Annotated in this window: 20 protein-coding genes; 7 read left to right on the forward strand and 13 right to left on the reverse strand. The window is 46.1% G+C overall.

Going from position 1 to position 21850, the window contains the following annotated elements:
• Nucleotides 1-49: 49 nt before the first annotated feature.
• From DWX68_RS08285 to DWX68_RS08325, 9 genes are all read right to left on the reverse strand, one after another.
• Entirely contained in the window at nucleotides 50-1102 is a 1053-nt protein-coding gene (locus DWX68_RS08285) for an aminopeptidase (RefSeq protein WP_118629071.1), read from the reverse strand.
• A 37-nt stretch (nucleotides 1103-1139) separates the two neighbouring features.
• Nucleotides 1140-2372, reverse strand: coding sequence for a M20 family metallo-hydrolase (locus DWX68_RS08290; RefSeq protein ID WP_118629073.1), 1233 nt, complete (start codon nucleotides 2370-2372; stop codon nucleotides 1140-1142).
• Between the two features lie 32 nt (nucleotides 2373-2404).
• Entirely contained in the window at nucleotides 2405-3451 is a 1047-nt protein-coding gene (locus tag DWX68_RS08295) for a leucyl aminopeptidase (protein ID WP_107000987.1), read from the reverse strand.
• Between the two features lie 80 nt (nucleotides 3452-3531).
• The gene (locus DWX68_RS08300; RefSeq protein ID WP_107000605.1) at nucleotides 3532-4500 is read right to left on the reverse strand and encodes an ABC transporter ATP-binding protein; all 969 of its coding nucleotides are present in this window, start codon (nucleotides 4498-4500) and stop codon (nucleotides 3532-3534) included.
• Nucleotides 4500-5504 (reverse strand): ABC transporter ATP-binding protein, encoded by a 1005-nt coding sequence (locus DWX68_RS08305; protein ID WP_107000606.1) that lies wholly within the window; start codon nucleotides 5502-5504, stop codon nucleotides 4500-4502. Before DWX68_RS08305 ends, DWX68_RS08300 begins: the two co-directional genes overlap by 1 nt.
• Before the next feature lie 2 nt (nucleotides 5505-5506).
• Nucleotides 5507-6412, reverse strand: coding sequence for an ABC transporter permease (locus DWX68_RS08310; RefSeq protein ID WP_107000607.1), 906 nt, complete (start codon nucleotides 6410-6412; stop codon nucleotides 5507-5509).
• Nucleotides 6412-7428, reverse strand: coding sequence for an ABC transporter permease (locus tag DWX68_RS08315; RefSeq protein WP_233430204.1), 1017 nt, complete (start codon nucleotides 7426-7428; stop codon nucleotides 6412-6414). Before DWX68_RS08315 ends, DWX68_RS08310 begins: the two co-directional genes overlap by 1 nt.
• A 97-nt stretch (nucleotides 7429-7525) precedes the next feature.
• Nucleotides 7526-9211, reverse strand: coding sequence for an ABC transporter substrate-binding protein (locus tag DWX68_RS08320; protein WP_118629075.1), 1686 nt, complete (start codon nucleotides 9209-9211; stop codon nucleotides 7526-7528).
• Nucleotides 9212-9603: 392 nt separating this feature from the next.
• Entirely contained in the window at nucleotides 9604-11109 is a 1506-nt protein-coding gene (locus DWX68_RS08325; protein ID WP_118629077.1) for an alanine/glycine:cation symporter family protein, read from the reverse strand.
• A gap of 651 nt (nucleotides 11110-11760) precedes the next feature.
• Between DWX68_RS08325 and DWX68_RS08330 the strand changes: the two genes are divergently transcribed.
• Nucleotides 11761-12645: a LysR family transcriptional regulator gene (locus tag DWX68_RS08330; protein ID WP_181357188.1), complete on the forward strand. Its 885-nt coding sequence runs from the start codon at nucleotides 11761-11763 to the stop codon at nucleotides 12643-12645.
• 58 nt (nucleotides 12646-12703) lie between these two features.
• Entirely contained in the window at nucleotides 12704-13627 is a 924-nt protein-coding gene (locus DWX68_RS08335; protein WP_118468310.1) for a LysR family transcriptional regulator, read from the forward strand.
• An 83-nt stretch (nucleotides 13628-13710) separates the two neighbouring features.
• On the opposite strand, the gene DWX68_RS08340 is transcribed toward DWX68_RS08335, so the two are convergent.
• Nucleotides 13711-13995, reverse strand: a complete 285-nt coding sequence (locus DWX68_RS08340) for a helix-turn-helix transcriptional regulator (RefSeq protein ID WP_022360005.1) — start codon at nucleotides 13993-13995, stop codon at nucleotides 13711-13713.
• Nucleotides 13996-14309: 314 nt separating this feature from the next.
• On the opposite strand from DWX68_RS08340, the gene DWX68_RS08345 reads away from it, so the two are divergent.
• The 5 genes from DWX68_RS08345 to DWX68_RS08365 all read left to right on the forward strand — a co-directional run bounded on the left by DWX68_RS08345 (nucleotide 14310) and on the right by DWX68_RS08365 (nucleotide 20248).
• Nucleotides 14310-15632, forward strand: coding sequence for a sodium-dependent transporter (locus DWX68_RS08345; protein WP_118629080.1), 1323 nt, complete (start codon nucleotides 14310-14312; stop codon nucleotides 15630-15632).
• A 555-nt stretch (nucleotides 15633-16187) separates the two neighbouring features.
• Nucleotides 16188-17213 (forward strand): ATP-binding cassette domain-containing protein, encoded by a 1026-nt coding sequence (locus DWX68_RS08350; protein WP_118629082.1) that lies wholly within the window; start codon nucleotides 16188-16190, stop codon nucleotides 17211-17213.
• On the forward strand, nucleotides 17210-17878 hold the full coding sequence (locus DWX68_RS08355) for a methionine ABC transporter permease (protein ID WP_118468314.1): 669 nt from the start codon (nucleotides 17210-17212) through the stop codon (nucleotides 17876-17878). Before DWX68_RS08350 ends, DWX68_RS08355 begins: the two co-directional genes overlap by 4 nt.
• A 76-nt stretch (nucleotides 17879-17954) precedes the next feature.
• Complete coding sequence (locus DWX68_RS08360) at nucleotides 17955-18860, forward strand: MetQ/NlpA family ABC transporter substrate-binding protein (protein WP_118629084.1); 906 nt, start codon at nucleotides 17955-17957, stop codon at nucleotides 18858-18860.
• 47 nt (nucleotides 18861-18907) lie between these two features.
• Nucleotides 18908-20248, forward strand: coding sequence for an amidohydrolase (locus tag DWX68_RS08365; protein WP_118629086.1), 1341 nt, complete (start codon nucleotides 18908-18910; stop codon nucleotides 20246-20248).
• Between the two features lie 31 nt (nucleotides 20249-20279).
• Here DWX68_RS08365 and DWX68_RS15105 read toward each other — a convergent pair whose 3' ends face one another.
• From DWX68_RS15105 to DWX68_RS08380, 3 genes are all read right to left on the reverse strand, one after another.
• Nucleotides 20280-20483, reverse strand: coding sequence for a hypothetical protein (locus tag DWX68_RS15105; protein ID WP_347475175.1), 204 nt, complete (start codon nucleotides 20481-20483; stop codon nucleotides 20280-20282).
• A gap of 67 nt (nucleotides 20484-20550) precedes the next feature.
• Nucleotides 20551-21033, reverse strand: coding sequence for a hypothetical protein (locus DWX68_RS08375; RefSeq protein ID WP_347475176.1), 483 nt, complete (start codon nucleotides 21031-21033; stop codon nucleotides 20551-20553).
• A 55-nt stretch (nucleotides 21034-21088) separates the two neighbouring features.
• Nucleotides 21089-21844, reverse strand: a complete 756-nt coding sequence (locus tag DWX68_RS08380; protein ID WP_118629088.1) for a TraX family protein — start codon at nucleotides 21842-21844, stop codon at nucleotides 21089-21091.
• Nucleotides 21845-21850 lie beyond the last annotated feature (6 nt).

The following is a 21850-nucleotide window of genomic DNA, read 5'->3' on the forward strand; positions in this document are numbered from 1 at the left end:
GGGGATGCTGCAAATCTGCAGCACCCCCTTGCCTATTTTTCTATCCTGATCAATGACCTAACTGATGTGCCATTTCTACAATTTCAGGAGTAGGGCCAACAACTCTTCCTTCGTCAAGAATCTGAACACCATCTACCCATACGCTGCAGTTTAAGCAAATACCATCAGAATGGGTTGCTGCCGGGATACCACCCGGAATATCCGAAACAAGCTGAGGACCAACATTACCAAATCCCCACTCTGTACATCCCCATACTCGCTCATCTTCTACGATATCGCCATTGAGCATTGCATTCGGTCCAAAACCAAAGCTTCCATGCGCAACCAGATAAATCTGTTTGTCATTGAATGATTTCATCCATTCTGCATAAGCCTTTGCATCAGTTCCTTCGCCTTCAATCTTGGTAACATAACCCTTTTCAATAGTAAATGTAATCGGATTCTTTACAGCTCCCAGAGGCGGTGTGATAGTACCATCTACAACGATCGTTCCATTGATGCTGTCAAAGTTCGGAGACCAGCTAATCTGTCCTGGGAACATCTTAATTTCACCCTTACGTACATGTCCGTCTGCTGTCACATAAGCTCTACCCGGCTCATTATCGCATTCCAGGTGCATACCATTTGGAGATGTGATTACAAAATGTTTTCCAGCCTCACAGAAATCAGAGATTGCCATGATAAATTTGGTCAGAAGATTATTATCAACTTTACCAATATTACGAACCATCAGCTCCGGATTAACTCCGCACAGATTCATGTATCTTGGTCTATCTTCTGGATCCGCTACAATCTTATCATATGCAGTTGAATAGAAGATCCATTTATTGTTATACTCTACCCAGGCATCACATCCCTTGATAGCTGCCACTAACGGCTCAATCGGCATATCAATATCGCCGGCTTTTCCACAGTCTCTTGGTGTTGACATTTTCAGGACCAGCGGTTTTGCCCCAAGAGCAAAAGCAGCTTTTGCTGTTGCGTTTACAACGTCCATATTCGACTCTGTATCACACGTAATAGCAAGGGATTCTCCGGGCTGCAAATCAAACATATCATAAAGCAGCTTATAGCACGCATTCGTTAATTCTAATTCGTACATGTATGTGTACCTCCTATCATTTTATTGTTTTCTTATCCTACTCTTCGTATCTAGCCAACGCAGCCAGATAAATCTTTGTATCACGAACCAAGTTATCAATTACCACATATTCATTTGGTGTATGACACATATCATCCAGTGTAGACCAGATTACAGCAGGAATATTTTTCTCCCGGAGAATGGCGCCGCAGGTGCCGCCTCCGATACCACCGCAGTAGGCCTTTGTTCCCGTCTCCGAGATTGCCTCCATCAAGCTCCGTACTACCTTACTTTCCGGCGAGGTAGGCGGCGGTGCTACCACCCGGGTCAGATACTCCACATTCATGTTAATTCCCGGGTATTTTGCCTCATATTGCTTCATAAGTCCTTGGATAAACTCCATCACTTCATCCACTGAATAATCCGGTAAAATTCTTAAATCCATACAAAATACATCTTTTCCCGGCATGACATTAGGACTTTCCACATTGGCAAATTTTTGTGTCACCTCAAAGGTCGACATTGGTGGATTGAACATGGTGTCTACTTTATCATATCTCGTTTTAAGAGCATCCTCCAATTCAACACCAAATTTCATTCCTATATAACATGCATTGATACCCAGATGTGGCATCGCTGCATGAGATGTTTTTCCGTTTATTGTAAATTTAAGCCAAATCTGCGATTTTTCTGCAATTTCAACAAAAGAGCCATCCGCGCTGCCCCCATCCGGAACAATTGCCTCATCTTTCGGCTGAATGAGTCCTTTATCAAGAAGTGCCTTCATGCCAAAATCACTTCCAGTTTCTTCATCCGACGCATAATAGAAGCACAAATTCCTATCTATCTGGATATGTTCGGCAAACAACGCCTCGCATGCATACATGGTAGTAATCACTGACTGGCTGTTATCTTCACATCCAAGTCCATAGATTCTTCCATCCTTTACTGTAGGAGTAAAAGGATCCGTATCCCAGGCACTTAAATCTCCCGGACCTACGGTGTCCACATGGCTGATAAACCACAGAGAACGATCCGTAAGCTTAGTTCCGGGGATTGTCACAACTACGTTGAGGCGCACGCCTTCTTTGACATTTTCGTCCGGAACCTCGTATACCTCATAGGGGATCTGGCGCTTATCGAACCATCGCATGATCCACTGCATTCTTGCATATTCGCCGGTGCCTCCCATCTTCGGATTGACAGCAGGTATCGAACTCATCTCTATCATATCTGCAACCATCTGTTCCCGTTTTTCTGAAATCAGATTCTGCAATTTCTGAACATCCATCGTGTACCTCTCCGTAATTTATTACTTATTGATTAATGACCAAGCTGTCTTGCCAGCTCTACAAACTCTTCGGTCGGGCCGACCACCTTACCTTCATCAAGAACCTGCACACCATCAATCCAGAGGCTGCAGTTCAATGCAATACCGTCCGAATGAGAAGCTGCAGCAATTCCACCTTCCATATCAGATACCAGCTGCGGACCAACATTTCCGATACCCCATTCTGTACAGCCCCATACACGCTCATCTTCTACGATGTCGCCGTTAAGCTGTGCCATCGGTCCAAATCCAAGACCACTATGAGCCATCAGGAACATATTCGGATCATCGAAGCTCTCCAGCCATGCACGGAAGTTTTCAGCATCTCTTCCACCTTCAATTTTTTTGATATAGCCCTTCTCGATATAGAACTTAACCGGTCCCTGTAATGCTCCGATTGGCGGAGAAAGAGTTCCATCAACCACAAGCACGCCATTTACACTCTCAAAGTTCGGAGACCAGCTGATCTGACCTGGGAACATCTTAATATCATTCTTACGAACGAATCCATCCGCCGTTACATAATCACGACCCGGTTCATTATCACACTCCAAATCCGTTCCTGCCGGAGTTGTAAAGCGCATATGATGTCCTGCCTCACAGTAATCCGAGAATCCCTGGATAAACTTGTTCAGAAGAATGTTGTCTACTTTACCAATGTTGCGAACCAACAGTTCCGGATGAACACCGTTCTGATTCATATATCTCGGACGATTGTTCGGATCTTCTGTAATCTTGTCATAAACGGTGGAATAGAAGATCAGCTTATAGTTGAATTCTACCCAGGCATCACAAGCTTTAATACCATCAATCAGTGCTTTCATCGGCATATCTTTATCGCCAGCTTTTGCGCCTTCCGGTGCAGCGATCTTAAAGATAAGTGGCTTAGCTCCGAGAATCACTGCTGCTTGTGCAGTTGCTTCTACAATCTCATCACTGGACATTGTATCAGTTGTAATCGCAATTGTCTCTCCAGGTTTCAACATGAACATGTCGCGAAGCAGCTTCAAACAAGCATCGAGAACTTCATATTCTAACATAACACCCTCCATTCTATTGTCTCTTGGGACAATGTGTCTTTTTTATTCTTAATTCCCGGCATTCGGGAATCTCTGAATCACTATTTACATTTTCCACACAAATGGCATCGGACAAAGTGACCAGGTTCTACTTCCTGCATTTCAGGATCCACTTCCATACAGATTTTCTGCTTAAAGGCACATCTGGTGTGGAAACTACAGCCACTTGGAATATTAACAGGAGATGGAATTTCCCCTTCACTCTTCACTTTCTTTGGTTTCAATGCTTCTTCTTCCGGTGTAACAACCGGAATCGCCGAAAGCAGCATCTGTGTATATGGGTGCATTGGTGCTTCATAGAATGTTTTTGTTGGAGCAATCTCACAAATCTTGCCCAAGTACATAATAGCAATCTTTGTGGATACGTTTCTCATAACACCCATATCATGTGTAATAAACATATATGTCAACTTCTGCTCTTCCTTCAGCTTCATCAGCATATTCAGAATCTTCGCCTGAATAGAAACATCCAGAGAAGAAGTTGGCTCATCCAAAATAATAAATTTCGGATTGCTGCAAAGAGCTCTGGCAATCGATACCAGCTGACGCTCGCCGCCTCCGATGGAGTTCGGCGTCTTATACATGAAATCCGGCGGCAATTCTACCATCTGAAGAATTTCACGAATTTTGTCATCTATCCCGTCTTTTGAAACTACATTGTGTACACGAAGAGGAAGACTTAAAATCTGACGAACATCTTGATACGGATTCAGGGATGAGCCCGGATCCTGAAATACAATCTGTGCATCCCGGCGAAAATCTTTGCTTCGTCCTTTTGTCTTATTCGTAATGGTCTGCCCGTTAAAAATAATCTCTCCATCCGTCTGACGGTACATTCCCATAACTGTATAGGCAATCGTACTCTTTCCGGAACCGGACTCGCCTACCAGTCCCATAACCTCTCCTTCATTGATGGAAAAATTAACTCCGTCAACGGCACGGACAAAGCGATCCTTTCCAATGGGGAAATACTGCTTTAAATCTTTTGCAATCAATAATTCTTTTCCCATTACTCCGCCCCCTCCTTTTCCGTTTTTCCATCTGCATAGCGGAAACAGGCAACTTTATGTTCCGGTTCAATCTCCACTACTGGCGGACGTTTTTTCTTACATATTTCCGTTGCGTATGGACATCTAGGTGCAAATCGACATCCTTCCGGAGGATTTACATAATCTGGTACATAACCGTAAATTCCTGCTGATAATCCGCCGCCTGAAAGCCTCGGTACACAGGAAAGAAGTCCCTGCGTATATGGATGAGACGGCGATTTAAACAAGTCTTCTGTCCGACATGTCTCCACAATATTTCCACCATACATGATATAGATTCGGTCTACCAGTTCTCTGGCCACGCCAAGAGAATGAGTAATCATAATCAATGAACGTTTCTTTTCTTCTACAAGCACTCGTAAAAGATGATGAATCTGATCCTGAATTGTAACATCCAGTGCTGTACACGGTTCATCCGCAATCAAGAGTTCCTTCGGTGTAACCAACGCTGATGCAATACAGACGCGCTGCCTCATGCCTCCTGATAACTGATGTGGATAACTTGCCATAATACGATCCGGATCCGACAACATAACACTGGTAAGTGCCTGATGTGCTGCCTCCGTGATGGCTTTTTTATCATTCTTTTTATAAAGACCGGAATACTTGATAATATCTGTCAGCTGCTGACCAATTGTAAATACTGGATTCAACGCTGACATAGGGGACTGAGAAATCATGGATATTCCGGTTCGTCGTAACTGTAAAAGTTCTGATTGCTTCATTTCCAGAACATTTTTTCCTGCAAAATCTATCTTGCCATCTGGAACATGGATTAAATCCTTTCCCAGAACTCCCATTACTGTTTTCATTGTTGTTGTCTTGCCACAGCCAGACTCACCAACCAGACCTATTTTCTCTCCTTTTCCTACCTGCAGATTGATATGATCAACCACTTTAGAATAACCGCGATAGGTACGATACCAAATAGAGAGGTCTTCAATATTTAAAATGTTTTCTCTCATCCTTAGTGCCCTCCCTTATCAAACATGTCGCGGATACCGTCTCCCAGGAAGTTAAAGCCTAAAATCATAAATGCAATACCAGCAGCTGGGAATATTGTCAGCCACCAGATATCCGGCATTAATGCAGCACCGTCAGAAATCATCTGTCCAAATGCCGGTGTAGGAGGCTGTTCACCCAGACCAACGAAACTCAAGGACGCTCCCATCAGAATAACCCAGCCTACATCCAGCGCCATTTTTGTAAAAATAGGAGACAAACAATTAGGAAGAATTTCTCTAAAGAGAATGTGCGCCTTGGAAGCTCCTATTAATTCTGCATTTTTAACAAAGTATTCTTCCGAAATAGATGATGCCTGGCTGTATACAAGTCGTGTATACCACGGCCACCACATAATTGTTACTGCGAGCATGGAGTTCATCATGTTCGGTTCCAGAATCGAAGCTACACACAGTGCCAGAATCAGAGACGGTACAGAAAGGAATACGTCCGAGATTCTCATGATAACTGCATCTATCTTAGTTCCATGATAATATCCGGCCAAAAGTCCAAGTACCGTTCCTACCGGAACAGAAATAGCCAGAACAACGATACTCATAATCAGTGCACCGCGGAAACTGAAGATAACTCGCGAAAAAACGTCACGTCCCATCTGATCAGTTCCAAATAAGTAGTCCTTACAAGGCGGAAGGCTGGCATTTGCGTAGTCAACAAAACTACCGATGCTTTCCGGATGCGGAACAATTACTTCTGCAAAAATTGCGAAGAAAAACGAAAGCAATACAAGCACAAGTCCAAATACTGACAGTTTATTGCGACTGAATTTGTATTTATAAATTCGAAGATTCTCTCTTGTGGATGGAGATAGAAGCGGTTTACGAGCCGCTTTTGTTTCACCTTGCGTACTCATTACTTACTTCCTCCCTTCCGCATTCTAGGATCCAGAGCAGCCACAATCAGGTCTACCACCAGATTCACTACAAAAAATGTAATACCGATAATCAAAACAACCGCACATATAGCATTTAAATCCTTAAACAACATTGCGTTAATTCCATATCTGGAAATACCAGGCCAGTTGAAAATACGCTCTACCAGGAATGCATTTCCCATCAAAGACGCAAAGTCCATACCCATGGTCGTAATTGCCGAGGTTGCTGACGGTTTCAGAAGATACTTCCGGATCAACAGGTTCGGAGGAAGTCCATGTCCCGTAGAAACTGCCATATATTCTTTGGCTGAGTTATCAACCAGAGAAGAGCGAAGGATTCTGGCATCCTGAACCATCGGCGGTACGGCAAGTGCAAGTGCCGGAAGAAGCAAATGTAAAAATGCATCCCAGGCCACTGTGAAATCACCTGCCAGCAACGCATCCAGCACAAAAAATCCAGTTACCGTTTTCGGAGCTACCAGTGTTGTGCTTAACCGTCCCAAAACCGGAATTGCCTGTAATTTATATCCAAACAGAAGCAAAAGCAGAATTCCGATTACGAATGCCGGAAGTGCTACTCCGATATAAGACAGAACTCGAATCAAACCATCTACCCATGTATTCTTGTATTTACCAGCCAGAAGTCCAAGAATAAATGTTCCGATTACCATAAATACACCAGCCATGATAATCAATTCCAATGTTGCTGGAAGAAACTGTGCCACGTCCATGGCTACCGGTCTCTTAGTTACAAAAGAGTTTCCAAAATTTCCTGTTACTGCACTAGTGAGCCATTTTACATATTGAACCGGGAACGGATCATAGAGGTTCATCTCCATGCGAAGCGCTTCTTTAGCTGCCTCAGTGGCTCTGGCTCCCAGAGCGATGGTAGCTACATCACCGGGAACAACTCTGGCAATGGTAAATATCAATAATGATGTTCCAAACAATACCAGGATTCCCATCAATAGCCGTTTTATTATGTATTTAATCACTACGCTTCACCTCTTACTGTCTGCAAAAAGGATGCTGCAAAATCATATATTTAGATTATAAATATGTTTTATTTTGCAGCAGAGCCTTTCACAAATCTTACTTTTGATCCAGATTATACTCAAATTCAGAGTAAACCTGACTATAACCATTTACACACTGTGGAACGCCACCCTGCTCTACAAACGGCCAGGTAACATAAGAGCTCTGGTAAGCACATCTCTCTGAAAGGTCACAGAGCCAAGCGCTCGGACAGACTTCATCAACAATATAGTTCTGGATATCTGCGTATTTTGCAAGACGCTCATCCGTATCTGTAGTTCCAAGTGCATCTTCAATCATATCGTTAACGGTTGAATCAGCTAACCACTCACCATTCTCCCAGGTTCCTTTTGTCTCATCTCCATAACGGCTCTGTAAATAGATACCTGCATCATCGAACGGCGGAGCAGAGTTGATAATTGTAATCTGCGGAGAAGTTTCTACTGAACCCATCTGATCAATCAGAGAAACCCACGGAGCTTTTGCAATTGTAATTGTCACTCCAATTTCTTTTGCTGCTGACTGCATCATCAGTGCAATCTTTTCAAGGTCAGATACATCCGAGTTAACAACAATTTCGATCGGATAGTTTGCATAATCATTTGCATATTTAGATGCTGCGATGTATTTCTTAGCCTGCTCAATATCAAATTTAAAAGCCTTTGTATCTACATGACCCATAACACCTGCTGGAACCGGACCGGTTGCCTTAACGGAATCTGGGAAAATAGAATTAAGGATCGTATCGTAATCAATTACGCAGTTCATCGCACGACGGAAATTAATATCATCCATCGGAGCTGCCTGTGTGTTCATGTATACATTATATTCCAGACCATTGCTGTATTTAGCAATCGAAATACCATCTATCTTGCTTAATGCAGACAATGTCTCAACACTCTGCCAGGTATCTGTGATATCCATCTCTTTATTGTTGATCATCGTTCGAACTGTGGTTGCTTCGGTGATAGCCATCTGTTTGAAAGCTTTCGGAGCTTTCTCATTCTCCCATCCCATAAACCAATCCGGATTCTGCTCAGCATAGAAATAATCCTGCTGTACCAGTTCAACTGCTTTATACGCACCCGAACCTGCATCATGTGTCAGGAGATAGGTTCTTCCGTAGTCACCATTCTCACCGTAATTTCCGGTTGACTGTGTATTTGCCTTTACTTCATCTTCATTCAGGATATACAAACGAACCAGAGCGTTAATAAATGGTCCATATGCCTGTTTCAGATGAAACTCAACTGTATAATCATCGACGGCTACTGTCGTTCCCGGCTCAACATAGCTTGTAAAAATATAAGCATATCCCTCACCAATCGTTAACAGACGATCCATCGAATACACAACATCCGAAGCTGTTAATTCATCCCCATTATGGAATTTAATTCCTTTCTTCAGGTTGAAAGTATATGTAAGACCATCCTCACTGATTGTCCAATCTTCTGCCACTCTCGGGATAACGCCTTCATCCGCTTCATTTGACGGGAATATCAGTGTATCATAAATATTGATCGCTGCAATTAAGCTAGAACCAGTATTTACAATGGCCGGATCCAGATCCGGTGTACCGGACACACCAATCTTGATGCAGCTTTCCGCTTCCGCTACCCCCTGTCCGATTGCTGCCGCCTGGCTTCCTTCTGCACTACCTTGATTCCCACCGCCACATCCAGTTAAAAGCATAGCAAACATCGACGCTGCCAATACAACACTCAAAACACGTCTTTTTTTCATTTGGTCCTCCTTTACTGCTGAAACCTTTCGGTTTATCCCGCCAAAGAGACGTACATCTCATGGCATTTTCTTCTTTTTTGTGTTTATTTTCAGATTCGCTCATTGATATGTGATTATTATAGCAATTCAGCCCTTCCTCTTTCAATTGTGTTCAACCACAAATTCTTCTCATTTTTTTTGTTTCCAACAAACAGCCCGCCTTTACTGGGAGGACAGTTTCCGTCAATGGCGGACAGTTTTAGCACTTGTACACGTGAAGCGGAGCGTTTTGTTTCATAGGAACATCCTATGAAACAAAAAAACAGCCCCTGCCACACGACAGGGACTGCCTTTTATATTAGACTCTAGGAGTTAAACTCTATATCTAATAATATGTAACGATTCACATCCGATTATTTATCTTCTGCGATACGTTTTTTGTTGATGTCTTTCCACATCTCAACGTCTACGCCCTTCCAGCAAAGCTTATCCGGGTTGTAGTACGGGTCTTTCTTTGCTTTCATCTGCTCTTCGTAGTCTTTGTACAGTGCAAATACCTTCGGAGACAGAAGCAGTACAACTAACATGTTGATCCATGTAGATCCACCAAGTGCAAGGTCAGAAAGATTCCAAGCCAGACCGGAATCGATATTGCCCCAGATGAAGATAAGGATAGGCATAACAATCTGCATAATTCTGATAACTACTTTACGGGTAGCTGCTTTATCATCGCCCTGGAACAGGTAAAGAACCGAAGTCTCGCCCTCATAATAGTAGCTGATTAAGCATGTAAAGGAGAACAGAGCCAGCATGATAGCAATGAACAGAGGAGCAATACTTCCCATAACGGTGCTGCAGGCATTCTGAACGAAAATAACGCCATATGTTCCATCTGCTGCTAACTGAGCCATCTGATCGTGCATTGCACCGGTACCACCGATGTAACCAAACTGTGTATTGTAGCATCCGCTTAAGAGCATCATCAGACCAGAAGCGGTACATACGATAACGGTATCCAGCCAAACACCAGCTGCGTTTGCCATACCCTGTTTAATCGGGTGGCTGGTCTCTGCTGCTGCTGCGGTCGGCATGGACTCACCCATACCAGATGCAGATGAGAATGTGCCTCGTTTAACACCCTGCTGGATAGCGATACCAACGCCGCCGCCCAGAAGAGCTTCTTTGGAACCAAATGCACAGGATACAACCTGAGCGATAACGCTCGGAATCTGACCTGCGTTTGCGATTAAGATAACAACTGTTGCAATCAGGTAAATGCCTACCATCGGCGGAACCAGCATAGATGCTACAGAACTGATTCGTTTAACACCACCCATAACTACAACTGCCATAGCCAGTGCGATAACCAGAGCCGTAATCCACATCGGAATACCTAAAGCGTTCTTAAATCCATCGCAGATTGTATAGGTAGCTGCTGCCGGCATGAATAATACAACGCCCAGTCCGAAGAATGCTGCATAGAAGGTACCATAAGCTTTCCAGCCAAGACCTCTCTCAGCACAGTAAGCACCGCCGCTTCGATACTGACCATCGATACGGTTCTTATAAAGTACGGATAATGTACACTCAGTAAAACAAACAGCAGAGTTTGTCATACCAGCGATGATCATCCAGAAGAGTGCGCCAGGTCCGCCCATGTAAAGAGCTACGGCTACACCGGCTACGTTACCGGTACCAACACGCATCGCCATGGTTGTACAGAAGGATGCGAATGAAGAAATACCGGATTCAGACTCCGACTTATCAATGATTCGGCTCCACATATCTTTAAAATGAACAAACTGGAAAAAGCCGAGACGGATTGTAAAGTATAAACCACTGCCAACAATCAGAACTAACATTCCAACGCCCCAAATGGGTCCGTTCAACATATTGACGATGTTGTTAATTGCTTCCATATAAAGTTCCCCCTTTATTTGATGTAGTGCCGCGCGCTGGCTAAGCAAGTTTTTCAATTCGCTCAAAAAACTTCTTGCTTTTGAAAAAATTATATCACTAAAGTGAAATTTGTTCAACAAAATTATTTGAATTTATTATGCAGAATTTTCATGATATAGCGTAGAATCATGAATTCCCCTGTTTTTTTCATGAAATAAATTGCACTTTTTCGGGCGTCAATTAGTATAAATGCACAAGATATCATGATATTTTGTCTACAACTGCACCATTTTCCGTTAGACTCCCGTTCGGAATTTTGTCCATTTTCTTTCGGAGTTTCATGAATTTTGTTTACCATTTGTTTATTTTTTAACCTTTTGTGTGTTTCATTTAAATGAAATTTTTATGTTGTATTTGAGATCGTGGGCATATTTCTATCTTTTTCTCCCATTTCTTTCACGAATATGATATACTAGGGACACTTGGCAGAGCCATCGGAATGAATGTCCGCCGCACACGCACCCATGTAATCCGCCCGGATATTCCGTATGAATCAGATTCGTATTCTACATAATTCTTACAAATCTTCTCATCCTCCTTTGGTATCTGTCAGCTCTGTACATTTTATGAATCAGACCGAACGCTTATTACGAAAATGGAGGGAGTATTTTTTGGATCTCAAAGATATGCGGCTTTTTTTAGCCATTGCAGAAGAAAATAACCTGACGCGTGCCGCCCAGAAAAACGGTTACACGCAGTCGGCGGCAAGCCATATGCTGCGAAATATTGAAACAGAACTCGGGTTTTCCCTGTTTTCGCGTTCCCAGAGGGGACTTGCCCTGACGCGGAACGGCGAGGCACTGCTTTCCCCGATCCGGCGGACGCTGGCGGCGGCGGAATATTTTGATCAGACAGCTGCCTCCATCCGGGGTGTCCAGACCGGGCACATCCGGATCGGCGCTTACTTAAGCGCTTCCGTCCAATGGTTGCCGCCCGCCCTCAAAAAGTTTCTTACCGATTACCCGGATATGACCGTTGAAGTGCTGGAGGGGTGTTCACAGGAGATTGAAGGATGGCTGGAAAATAGCTCCATCGATTTCGGCATCGTCGGCCCCCACCCGGACGGAAAGATGGACTGGCTTCCCCTGAAAAAAGAACCCTACCTGGCTGTCTGCGCGAACGATTCCCCTTATGCTGAATATGAGCGCTTTGACTTAAAGGATCTCCCCAAGGTTTCTTATATAGAAGAAAAAGGTGAAAATGACCTGCTGCGCCAGTTCCAGCAGCTCGGCATCACACCGCCAAAGCCGTCGTTTACCTCGCAGAACACCTACTCCATGCTCGCGATGGTCAGCCACAACCTGGGCGTCTGCATCCTGCCGGAGCTGGTCGTCCGTGATATTTCTAAAAATGTTGTCCGGCTGCCGCTCAATCCGCCGATGGAGCGCGTGCTCGGTGTCCGGATTCCGTCAGCAAAAAAAGCGTCCCCAGCTGCCAGCCTGCTGATCGCGCAGCTGCAGCGGACAGTGTTTGAGTTAGAAGGGCCACTTTTATAGTCAGATGCTTTTTAGAAACTTAAGATGAAAGTTTTGGGAAAAGAGGAGTCATTCGAATATGAATTTTCAATCAATGGAATATTTTGCCGCGGTTGCGAAAAACCGCAGCTTCACTAGGGCCGCCGATGCGCTGCATATTACCCAGCAGACATTAAGCGCCCATATCGCCGGAATCGAGCGGGAGCTTGGATGTCCGCTCCTAATCCGTCACATCCCGCTGGAGCTTACCTATGCGGGGGAGGTATTTCTGCGCTATGCAACGGAATTTAATACAAAATATGACTGTATGCTTCACGAATTTGGCGATATTTTAAATAACCAGACAGGAAAACTGCGGATCGGCATCGCATTCACGCGCGGACACGCCATCATGCCGGAGCTGATCGCCGCCTTTCAAAAGGAATATCCCGGCGTGGATGTGGAACTCGTCGAATCTTCCAACGATGTGCTACAAAAATACCTGCTGGACGGCACAATTGATCTGGCGATCGCCAATTTTTCAGTTCGCATTCCCGGCATCATTCTGCGGGATTTCTATGAGGAAGAGATGGTTCTCATCGTCTCCACTGCCCTGCTGCAGAACATTTACGGCAAACAGACCGAAGCCATTATCCAGGAAGTCAGCCGCCATCACCGCTACTCCCTTCTGGCTCCATGTCCGTTTCTCCTAAACCGTGAACATGATCTAGTCGGACGCATCGGGCGGAATATCCTCGCGACAGACAACTTCGTCCCCTCGGTTCATGCCTGCTCTGACAACATCGCTACCCTGCTTGCCCTCTGCGCGATGGGAAAAGGTGCCTGCATCAGCCCAAAAAACCTCGCATTTTCTATTCTCAGCAAGGAACAGCTGGATACACTCCATGTCTTTACGCTCGGGGAAGAAGCGCGGTACCCGATCAAATTTGCGTGGCTGGAACAGAGCTATGAGTGGAATATGATTTCACGGTTTATTGAATCGTCGCTGAAATGCACTCATTAAAAACAGGGGAGACAGCCTCACACACACCGCTGTCTCCCCTGTTTATTCCCCAAATGGTCCCTGTGCGCCTCGGCGCACGCCTCTTATTCATCTACCAATGTAATCTGTACCCGTTTCCCCATCGCCGCTGCGATCTTTACCATAAAATCCAGCGACGGATTGTAGCTGCCGCTCTCGAAGCGGGTGATATTCGGCTGGGAAATCCCCGCCTTTCTGCCAAGCTCCGTTTGTGTCATGCCGTTTAACTTACGATTCTGCTTAAATCCCTCGATCGTCGCCTCCCGCGCCTCCTGCTGCCAGCGCTCCATCCACTGTCTGTATTCCGCATCCGTCTGAAACGTCTCCGGAATCCTGTTTGCGTTTTTCATTGTGCTACCTTCTCCTTTTCGAATCTGCTCTGCCGCGGCGCCACCCTCCCAAAGCCCGCCGCTGCCGTCCTCTATAGAATACCATCTTTCCACCCTATAAATCAAGGTATTTCCCTGTAACGGTTCACCGGCAGTTACTTTAGATCGCCTTTTCCCCTAAAACATACGATTCGCGCGCTCTGCCACTTGAAAGCAATGCCTCTCTTCTGGTATAATAGATGGACTTATGCAAACATCTGCCTGACCGCTTCCAATCGGCGGACTTCTAGATATTTGCGGCAAATCTTATATAATGTTTGAGGAGTTACAATTTCATGGAAAAAAGAGAATCTTTCAACAGTAAGTGGGGCTTCATCCTCGCCTGTATCGGCTCGGCGGTCGGTATGGGAAATCTCTGGATGTTTCCCACCCGCGTCTCCCTGTACGGCGGTGGCTCGTTCCTGATCCCGTACTTTATCTTCGTCGCCCTGATCGGCTCCACGGGTGTCATCGGGGAAATGTGCCTGGGACGCGGCACCCGCTCCGGTCCAATCGACGCGTTCGGCGCTGCCTGCGAGACACGCGGCAGGCGCAAACTGGGTGACGCGCTCGGTTTCATCCCGGCAGCCGGTTCCCTCGCGATGGCGATCGGCTATACCGTCGTCATGGGCTGGATCCTAAAATATGCCATCGGAGCCTTTACCGGTGCCACGCTTGCCCCGGCCGACACAGACGGTTTTGCCTCTGCTTTCGGCTCGATGGCGTCCGCATTTGGAAACAATGGCTGGCAGCTTGCCGCCCTCTTCTTCTGCATTCTGATTCTGATGTTCGGCGTCGGAAGCGGAATCGAGAACGCCAACAAGCTGATGATGCCGGTATTCTTCATCCTGTTTGTCTTTTTAGGCATCTACGTAGCATTCCAGCCGGGTGCGATGCAGGGCTACCGCTACATTTTCCGCATCGATCCTGAGATCCTCGCAGACCCAAAAACATGGATTTTCGCACTGGGGCAGGCATTTTTCTCCCTGTCCGTCGCCGGAAATGGAACCTTAATCTACGGTTCCTACCTCTCCGATGAGGAAAACATCCCGGCATCTGCCGCGCGGGTTGCCCTGTTTGATACGATCGCCGCGATTCTCGCCGCCCTCGTCATCATCCCGGCAATGGCAACCACCGGTGCAAAACTTGATCAGGGTGGTCCGGGACTCCTCTTCATCTACCTCCCGAACCTCATCCGCTCAATGCCGGGCGGTACGTTGATCGCGATCATTTTCTTCGTAGCCGTTCTCTTCGCCGGGATGACCTCCCTGCTCAACCTCTACGAAGCACCGATCGCCACCGTCCAGGAAAAACTCCACCTCGGCCGCGTCCCTGCCTGCGCGGTTATCGGTATCATCGGAGCTGCCGTCTCCCTGTTAATCCAGGGCATCGTCTCCGACTGGATGGACGTCCTCTCCATCTACATCTGCCCCCTCGGCGCCGGACTCGCCGGAATCATGTTCTTCTGGGTATTCGGAAAAGACTATGCAGAAACGCAGGTCAACAAAGGCCGCGAAAAGAAATTTTCAAAATGGTTTGTACCGGTGTGCCGCTATATTTATATTCCGGTATGTGCGCTGGTATTAATATTAGGCATCGCATTGGGCGGTATTGGATAATATGAAAAAGAATGTGCCTTGGCACATTCTCGCGGAGCGTTTTTTATTTCTTAGGACGCAATTTCCTATGAAATAAAAAAATGATTGACAAATCTCATTTCCGCGCTATAATAAGAACAATCATTTAAAACCCACAAAACAAGTAGGAAATATATTTTTATAATCGTTTATGAATTTTAAGGAAAGGAGGAAACCATCATGAGAACATCTTATTCAGTTATGTCTGCTATGTGTTGTTGTATGGAGTGTATGTGCTGCTGTTGCTGTGACACTCTTACTTTTGTTGTGCAGACAGATAACTGGATGATATCTTCATGAGGTTTTTCTCATCTTGCTTTCACTGGAAAGTGATAGATACAATCCAATTTAGGAGGTCTGGACAACCAGACCTCCTTTTTTGTACCCATTTATATTTCAGTATGCAAAATTGAATATTTATATTGCATCCAGATATATCATTCGTATAAAAAACGCGACACATACAGAAGTCATTTTTCAGGAATTATCCCTTAAAAATGTGCTTCCCCAGATAAACAAAGTTAAAGGAGACCAGAAATGATTCGATTTGAACATTTAAGTAAAACATTCCAGACGAAAGACGGTGCATTTGAAGCACTGAAGGATGTGTCCTTCGAAATCGAAAAGGGCGATATCTACGGCGTCATCGGTTACAGCGGTGCCGGAAAATCCACCCTGATCCGAATGGTAAACGCCCTGGAAAGACCGACTTCCGGAAAGATTTTCGTTGAAGATAAGGACATTGGAAGCCTGAGTGCAAAAGAGCTTCGCAGCCTCCGAAAGGGAATCGGAATGATTTTCCAGCAGTTCAACCTCCTGGAATCCAAGACAATTTACGACAACGTCGCGATTGCCCTGAAACTAAACGGCACCCCCAAAAAAGACATCGAAGCGCGTGTGAATGAGCTGCTGGAGTTCGTCGAACTTTCCGATAAGAAGTCCTACTATCCGGGACAGCTCTCCGGCGGACAGAAACAGCGCGTCGGTATCGCAAGGGCACTTGCAAATAATCCGTCGATTCTTCTCTGCGATGAGGCGACCAGCGCCCTCGACCCGAAAACGACCGATTCCATTCTCGATTTGCTAAAGAAGATTAATGAAACTCTTCATATTACAATTGTGATTATCACACATGAGATGAATGTCATCCAGAAAATCTGTAATAAAGTCGCCGTCATGGATTTCGGTAAAGTCGTAGAAACGGGCTCTGTCATTCAGGTTTTCTCAGACCCGCAGTCCGATATCGCCAAACGGTTTGTCGGCAATCTCATCCACGACGTTATTCCGGAACCGCTCGTCGAGAGCATCCGCCAGGAAACGCGGAACAGCCGCCTGCTCCGCATCAAGCTGGAAAATACAGATAGCACCGAGCCGCTTCTCTGGGATATCAACCGGCGGTTTGAGGTGGAAACCAACATTCTCTACTCCACCATCAACGTTATTCAGGGCATCGTCGTCGGCATCATGCTCGTCCTCTTCATCGGAAGCGACGAGGAAATCAAAAAAGCCGAGCGCTACATTCTCGAATCAAACGAAGAATATAAGGAGGTTGTATTACCATGATTCAGCAGTATTTAGGCATTTCGCCAGACAAACTCATCAAGGCCGGTTGGGAAACCCTGTATATGGTCGGTTTTTCCCTGATTATCGGTTCCATCGTCGGATTTTTCATCGCCATTGTCTTATGGCTGACCCGCAAAGGCGGGCTCAAGGAAAATCCATTGCTTTACACGATTTTAAACGGCGTCATCAACATCATCCGAAGCACACCGTTTATCATCCTTCTGGTATGTGTAATGCCCTTTACGAAAATCATCGTCGGCACTCGGATCGGTACCAGGGCAGCTATCGTGCCATTAGTTATCTATACCGCCCCATTTTTAGCAAGACTTCTTGAGACATCGCTTCTGGAAGTCGGCGGCGGCATCATCGAGGCAGCCCAGTCGATGGGAGCGACCACGTTCCAGATTATCGTTCATTTTGTGCTTCCGGAAGCATTTGCTTCGGTTATCCTGGCTCTGACAACCGGAACCATCGCCCTCATCGGAGCAACTGCGATGGCTGGCTACATCGGAGGCGGCGGCATCGGAAACATCGCCCTGACCTACGGCTATCAGACCTTTAACTTCCCGCTGATGTTTGCGACCGTTTTCATCCTGATTGCATTTGTCTGGATCATCCAGAGTCTGGGAAACCGGCTGTCACAAAAGAGACGGACACATCAGTAAACCAAATCATATCATAAAAGCTATTAAATTATTTTATATACAAAATAACAAAACGAAAAAAAAGGAGAACCCCATTATGAAAAACGTAAAAGCCTATGTAAGAACCACCCTGACCGCCGGTCTGATCCTCGCAGCTGCTGTTCTGGGAGGCTGCTCAAAGAGTGCTGCTGGAAGCTCCGCTGCTGATACTGCCGATGCTTCTTCCGGCACCGAATCTGCTGCTTCCGCCGATGCTTCCAATTCTAATAAGAAGGAGCTCAAATACGGAAAAGCTGCCGGTCCGTACACTGTCTTATTTGAGGATGCCATCAAACCAATTCTGGAAAAAGAGGGCTATACACTCACCGAGGTTGATTTCTCTGACCTTCTCCAGAATGACCTTGCTTTAAATGACGGCGAGATCGATTTCAATGTAGAGCAGCATACCGCTTATGCCGAAAATTTCAACGAAGCCCAGAAAGGTAACCTGGTTCCGATTTCCCCGATTCCTACCGTTCCGGCTGCCATCTTTTCTGCCACTGAAACCTCTCTGGACGCCATTCATGACGGTGCCAAAGTAGCCATTCCGGACGATGCCGCCAACACAGCCCGCGCTTATGTTCTCTTACAGAAAGCCGGATGGATCACTCTAAACCCGGATGTGGATCTCTCCACTGTCACCCAGGCGGATATCACAGAAAACCCTTACAACATCGAATTTACCGAAATGAACTCCACCAATATTCCAGCTGTTTTAGATGACTTTGATTATGCGGTTATCACCGGAAGTATTGTATACAATGCAGGAATCGATCCATCCACTGCCCTTCTTCAGGAAGACATTCTGCCGCATCTGATTCTGCAGGTCGTTGTAAAAGAGGAAAATAAAGATGCTCAGTGGGCAAAAGATATCGTTGCTGCTTACCACTCCGATGAATTCAAAGAATATTTAGACAAGAATAACAATGGTTTATGGTTTGTTCCGGAGGAACTGTTTAACTAATAGGAAACAGCATCGGAAGGCATCAGCAGGAAACAGGAGGATTTCACATGGCTCTCATTTTAGATAAAACCGAACAGAAAATTGTCGATATCATCGACGCACACCGCAACGAGATCATCGCATTCGCCAAAGATATCTACACCCATGCAGAGCTGGGTTATAAAGAATACAGAACTGCAGAAAAATTTGCTTCTTTCATGAAAAATCTGGGTCTTGAGACAAAGGAAGAACTGGCTGTCACCGGTGTCAAAGCTTACTTAAATGAAGAAGAGAAAACGAATGTAAGTCTGGCTCTCATCGGGGAACTGGATGCGCTCCGCATCCCGGAACATAAATATGCCAATCCGGAGACTCAGGGAGCTCACTGCTGCGGACATCATGCCCAGCTGGCCGGTGTCATCGGTGCAGCCCTGGCTCTGACCAATGAAGATGTAAAAAAAGAGCTGGACGGACAGGTTGTATTCTTCGCCGTACCGGCAGAGGAATATGGTGAGATTGAATTTAAAAACTCCCTGACCGCACAGGGCAAAATCAAATACGGTGGCGGAAAATGTGAACTCATCCGCATCGGTGCTTTTGATGACATCGACCTGGATATCGTCCACCACACCGGTGATAAAGATATCAGTGTCGGTTCCCACTCCAACAACGGTTTCGTCTCCAAGGTCATTCGTTATAAGGGACTGGCTGCCCACGCAGCCGGTGCCCCGCATCTGGGAGTCAATGCATTAAATGCAGCTTCCCTCGGACTTTCCGCCCTGGCTTACCAGCGCGAAACCTTCCGGGATGATGACCATGTCCGGATCCATCCCATTATCACAAAAGGCGGAAATCTCGTCAATGTAGTACCGGATGAGGTGGTAATCGAAACTCTGGTACGTGCCGCCAACAAGGATGCCATCGCAGATGCTGCTGCCAAAACGGACCGTGCCTTCAAAGCCAGTGCCATCGCCGTCGGTGCTTCCTGCGAAATCACCACTATGCCCGGATACCTTCCGGCTCTGAGTGAAAAAGCCGATGAATCAGTCCTGGCAGCCGCTGAGATTGCCGCACAAACCAGTGAAAAAGATTACCAGATCGTCCAGGAAGATACCCACGCCTACAGCGGCGGCTCCACCGATGTGGGGGATGTACAGCATCTGCAGCCGGTCCTTACCTTCAACACCGGCGGTAAGGTAAGCGGTCTCCACTCCGTTGATTTCGATATCGTAGACGATGAGCTTGCCTATGTGGTCACTGCAAAAATCTTCGCCCTCTCCGCTTACCGCCTGCTTCGGGACGGGGCTGTGAAAGCAAAAGAGATTGTAGCGAATTATCAGCCCATCTTTACCAAAGAGGAGTATATCAAATATATGGATTCCTTTATTAAGACGGAGACGTATCAGTAAGATAACAGAAAAGAAGGACGGGAGGTACTTTTTACAGCACCTTCCGTCCATTTACAGTCAACTTAAAGGTCGTTCCCAGTATCTCCGCCGATTTCCGGCAAAGCATCATTCTTCCCAGGAAAATCTCGAAATAATCATACATGGAACATATCTTTTCATCTACCTGAAGATTCAGGGCAATAACTGAACGATCCTTTTCAATCTTAAGTTTGGACTCTGTTATCGCATAATTCACACGGTCGTGGATATCAAAAGCGGCTCTCTCTTTTTCACGAACACGGCTTCTTCGCACATCCGTCTTATCAGCGATAATCAGAGTTGCGGATATTACATCCTCCGCACTTCCGGCGTGCGGCAGTCTCACCGTAGACACCGGCTCCGTGGGAACAGAAGACCGAGCCGCTTGGGTTTGCCAAATCCGCATCCGGATCATAACCGGTTGCTTCGATGACCTCTTCCTCATTATGGCAGGGTCCATATCCATCCAGGGTACAGACAAGCTGTCCTAAGCCGCTGGTATAAGCCGTTACTTCTGTCTGATATCCATCCAGGGATGAAACCGGTGCACGGCCGGTAAGTATCGCCTGTCCATCCTCCAGAACCGGTCCTTCAAAAACCGCAAACCGGCGTTCCAGATCCGTCATTGCACGTCCTACCATCTTGTCCGGTATCGTCAGATGAAATGCATAAAATGGCTCCAAAAGCATCGAATGTGCCTGCATCAGGCCATGACGGATAGCCCGGTAAACCGACTGACGGAAATCACCGCCATTCAAGGTATTCACAGGCAATTTTACTACCTGTTATGATACCATGAATGGCGGGGATTGTAAAATTTTATCATCGGTTGATGAAATTCAGTACCACCACAAGCAGCAGCATATGAACTGGATAAAATGCATAACAGAGATACTGGAATGGTTTACTGTGGTAGCCCTGTCTGCCGCGGTACAGCCAGATGGGGATCAATGCCAGAAGCGCAAGCCCCTGCTGGCACAGTTCAAATTCCATGCCAAAGAGCTGAACCGGATACATCAGACCGCCCAGCAGTTCCACATTCAGCCAGTATAGGGCAGCCAGCTGTCCCAAGAAGCACCACCATTTCCGCCCATGGAGGAAATAGAACACAAATACCGTCAGAACACCGACCCCGTAGTAATCCACCATGCAAAGAGTTCCCAGTACCAGACCTGCCGGCACAACCAAAACGCACACCAGCAGATACATCCAGGTTTTTCCTTTTTTCCGTACCTGTTCCATAAGCCAGACACCTAAAAGGCCCAACAGGAATGTCCAGAGGACATTCTGGTGAACCGGATAAAACCAGGTACCGCCGTACATCAAATCAAAGGGAATTTCTGAAAGCACTGCAAACAGCAGCATCCGAAGGATGTACTTTTTAAAGCTTCTGGTGTGGAAGTACCCCTCCACCGCCATAAAAGCGAAGATAGGAAATGCCACTCTTCCGGCACAGGTAAGCCACTCCCTAGCAGGAAGAAGCGTCGCCCAAAGGTGATCCATCAGCATAAGCGTCATGGCGATAATGTGCAGGACAGCTGCAGTAAGTTCAAATTTTTTTGAAGCAGATGAATCCATTCAGTT

The organism is Clostridium sp. AF20-7 (genome assembly GCF_003479275.1).
In the GTDB taxonomy this organism is placed as follows: Bacteria; Bacillota; Clostridia; order Lachnospirales; family Lachnospiraceae; genus Otoolea; species Otoolea fessa.

Coding starts and splice junctions, on each gene's coding strand:
- DWX68_RS08285 (WP_118629071.1), bottom strand. CDS start 1,102: ATGTACGAATTAGAATTAACGAATGCGTGCTATAAGCTGCTTTATGAT.
- DWX68_RS08290 (WP_118629073.1), bottom strand. CDS start 2,372: ATGGATGTTCAGAAATTGCAGAATCTGATTTCAGAAAAACGGGAACAG.
- DWX68_RS08295 (WP_107000987.1), bottom strand. CDS start 3,451: ATGTTAGAATATGAAGTTCTCGATGCTTGTTTGAAGCTGCTTCGCGAC.
- DWX68_RS08300 (WP_107000605.1), bottom strand. CDS start 4,500: ATGGGAAAAGAATTATTGATTGCAAAAGATTTAAAGCAGTATTTCCCC.
- DWX68_RS08305 (WP_107000606.1), bottom strand. CDS start 5,504: ATGAGAGAAAACATTTTAAATATTGAAGACCTCTCTATTTGGTATCGT.
- DWX68_RS08310 (WP_107000607.1), bottom strand. CDS start 6,412: ATGAGTACGCAAGGTGAAACAAAAGCGGCTCGTAAACCGCTTCTATCT.
- DWX68_RS08320 (WP_118629075.1), bottom strand. CDS start 9,211: ATGAAAAAAAGACGTGTTTTGAGTGTTGTATTGGCAGCGTCGATGTTT.
- DWX68_RS08325 (WP_118629077.1), bottom strand. CDS start 11,109: ATGGAAGCAATTAACAACATCGTCAATATGTTGAACGGACCCATTTGG.
- DWX68_RS08335 (WP_118468310.1), top strand. CDS start 12,704: ATGAATTTTCAATCAATGGAATATTTTGCCGCGGTTGCGAAAAACCGC.
- DWX68_RS08340 (WP_022360005.1), bottom strand. CDS start 13,995: ATGAAAAACGCAAACAGGATTCCGGAGACGTTTCAGACGGATGCGGAA.
- DWX68_RS08345 (WP_118629080.1), top strand. CDS start 14,310: ATGGAAAAAAGAGAATCTTTCAACAGTAAGTGGGGCTTCATCCTCGCC.
- DWX68_RS08350 (WP_118629082.1), top strand. CDS start 16,188: ATGATTCGATTTGAACATTTAAGTAAAACATTCCAGACGAAAGACGGT.
- DWX68_RS08355 (WP_118468314.1), top strand. CDS start 17,210: ATGATTCAGCAGTATTTAGGCATTTCGCCAGACAAACTCATCAAGGCC.
- DWX68_RS08360 (WP_118629084.1), top strand. CDS start 17,955: ATGAAAAACGTAAAAGCCTATGTAAGAACCACCCTGACCGCCGGTCTG.
- DWX68_RS08365 (WP_118629086.1), top strand. CDS start 18,908: ATGGCTCTCATTTTAGATAAAACCGAACAGAAAATTGTCGATATCATC.
- DWX68_RS08380 (WP_118629088.1), bottom strand. CDS start 21,844: ATGGATTCATCTGCTTCAAAAAAATTTGAACTTACTGCAGCTGTCCTG.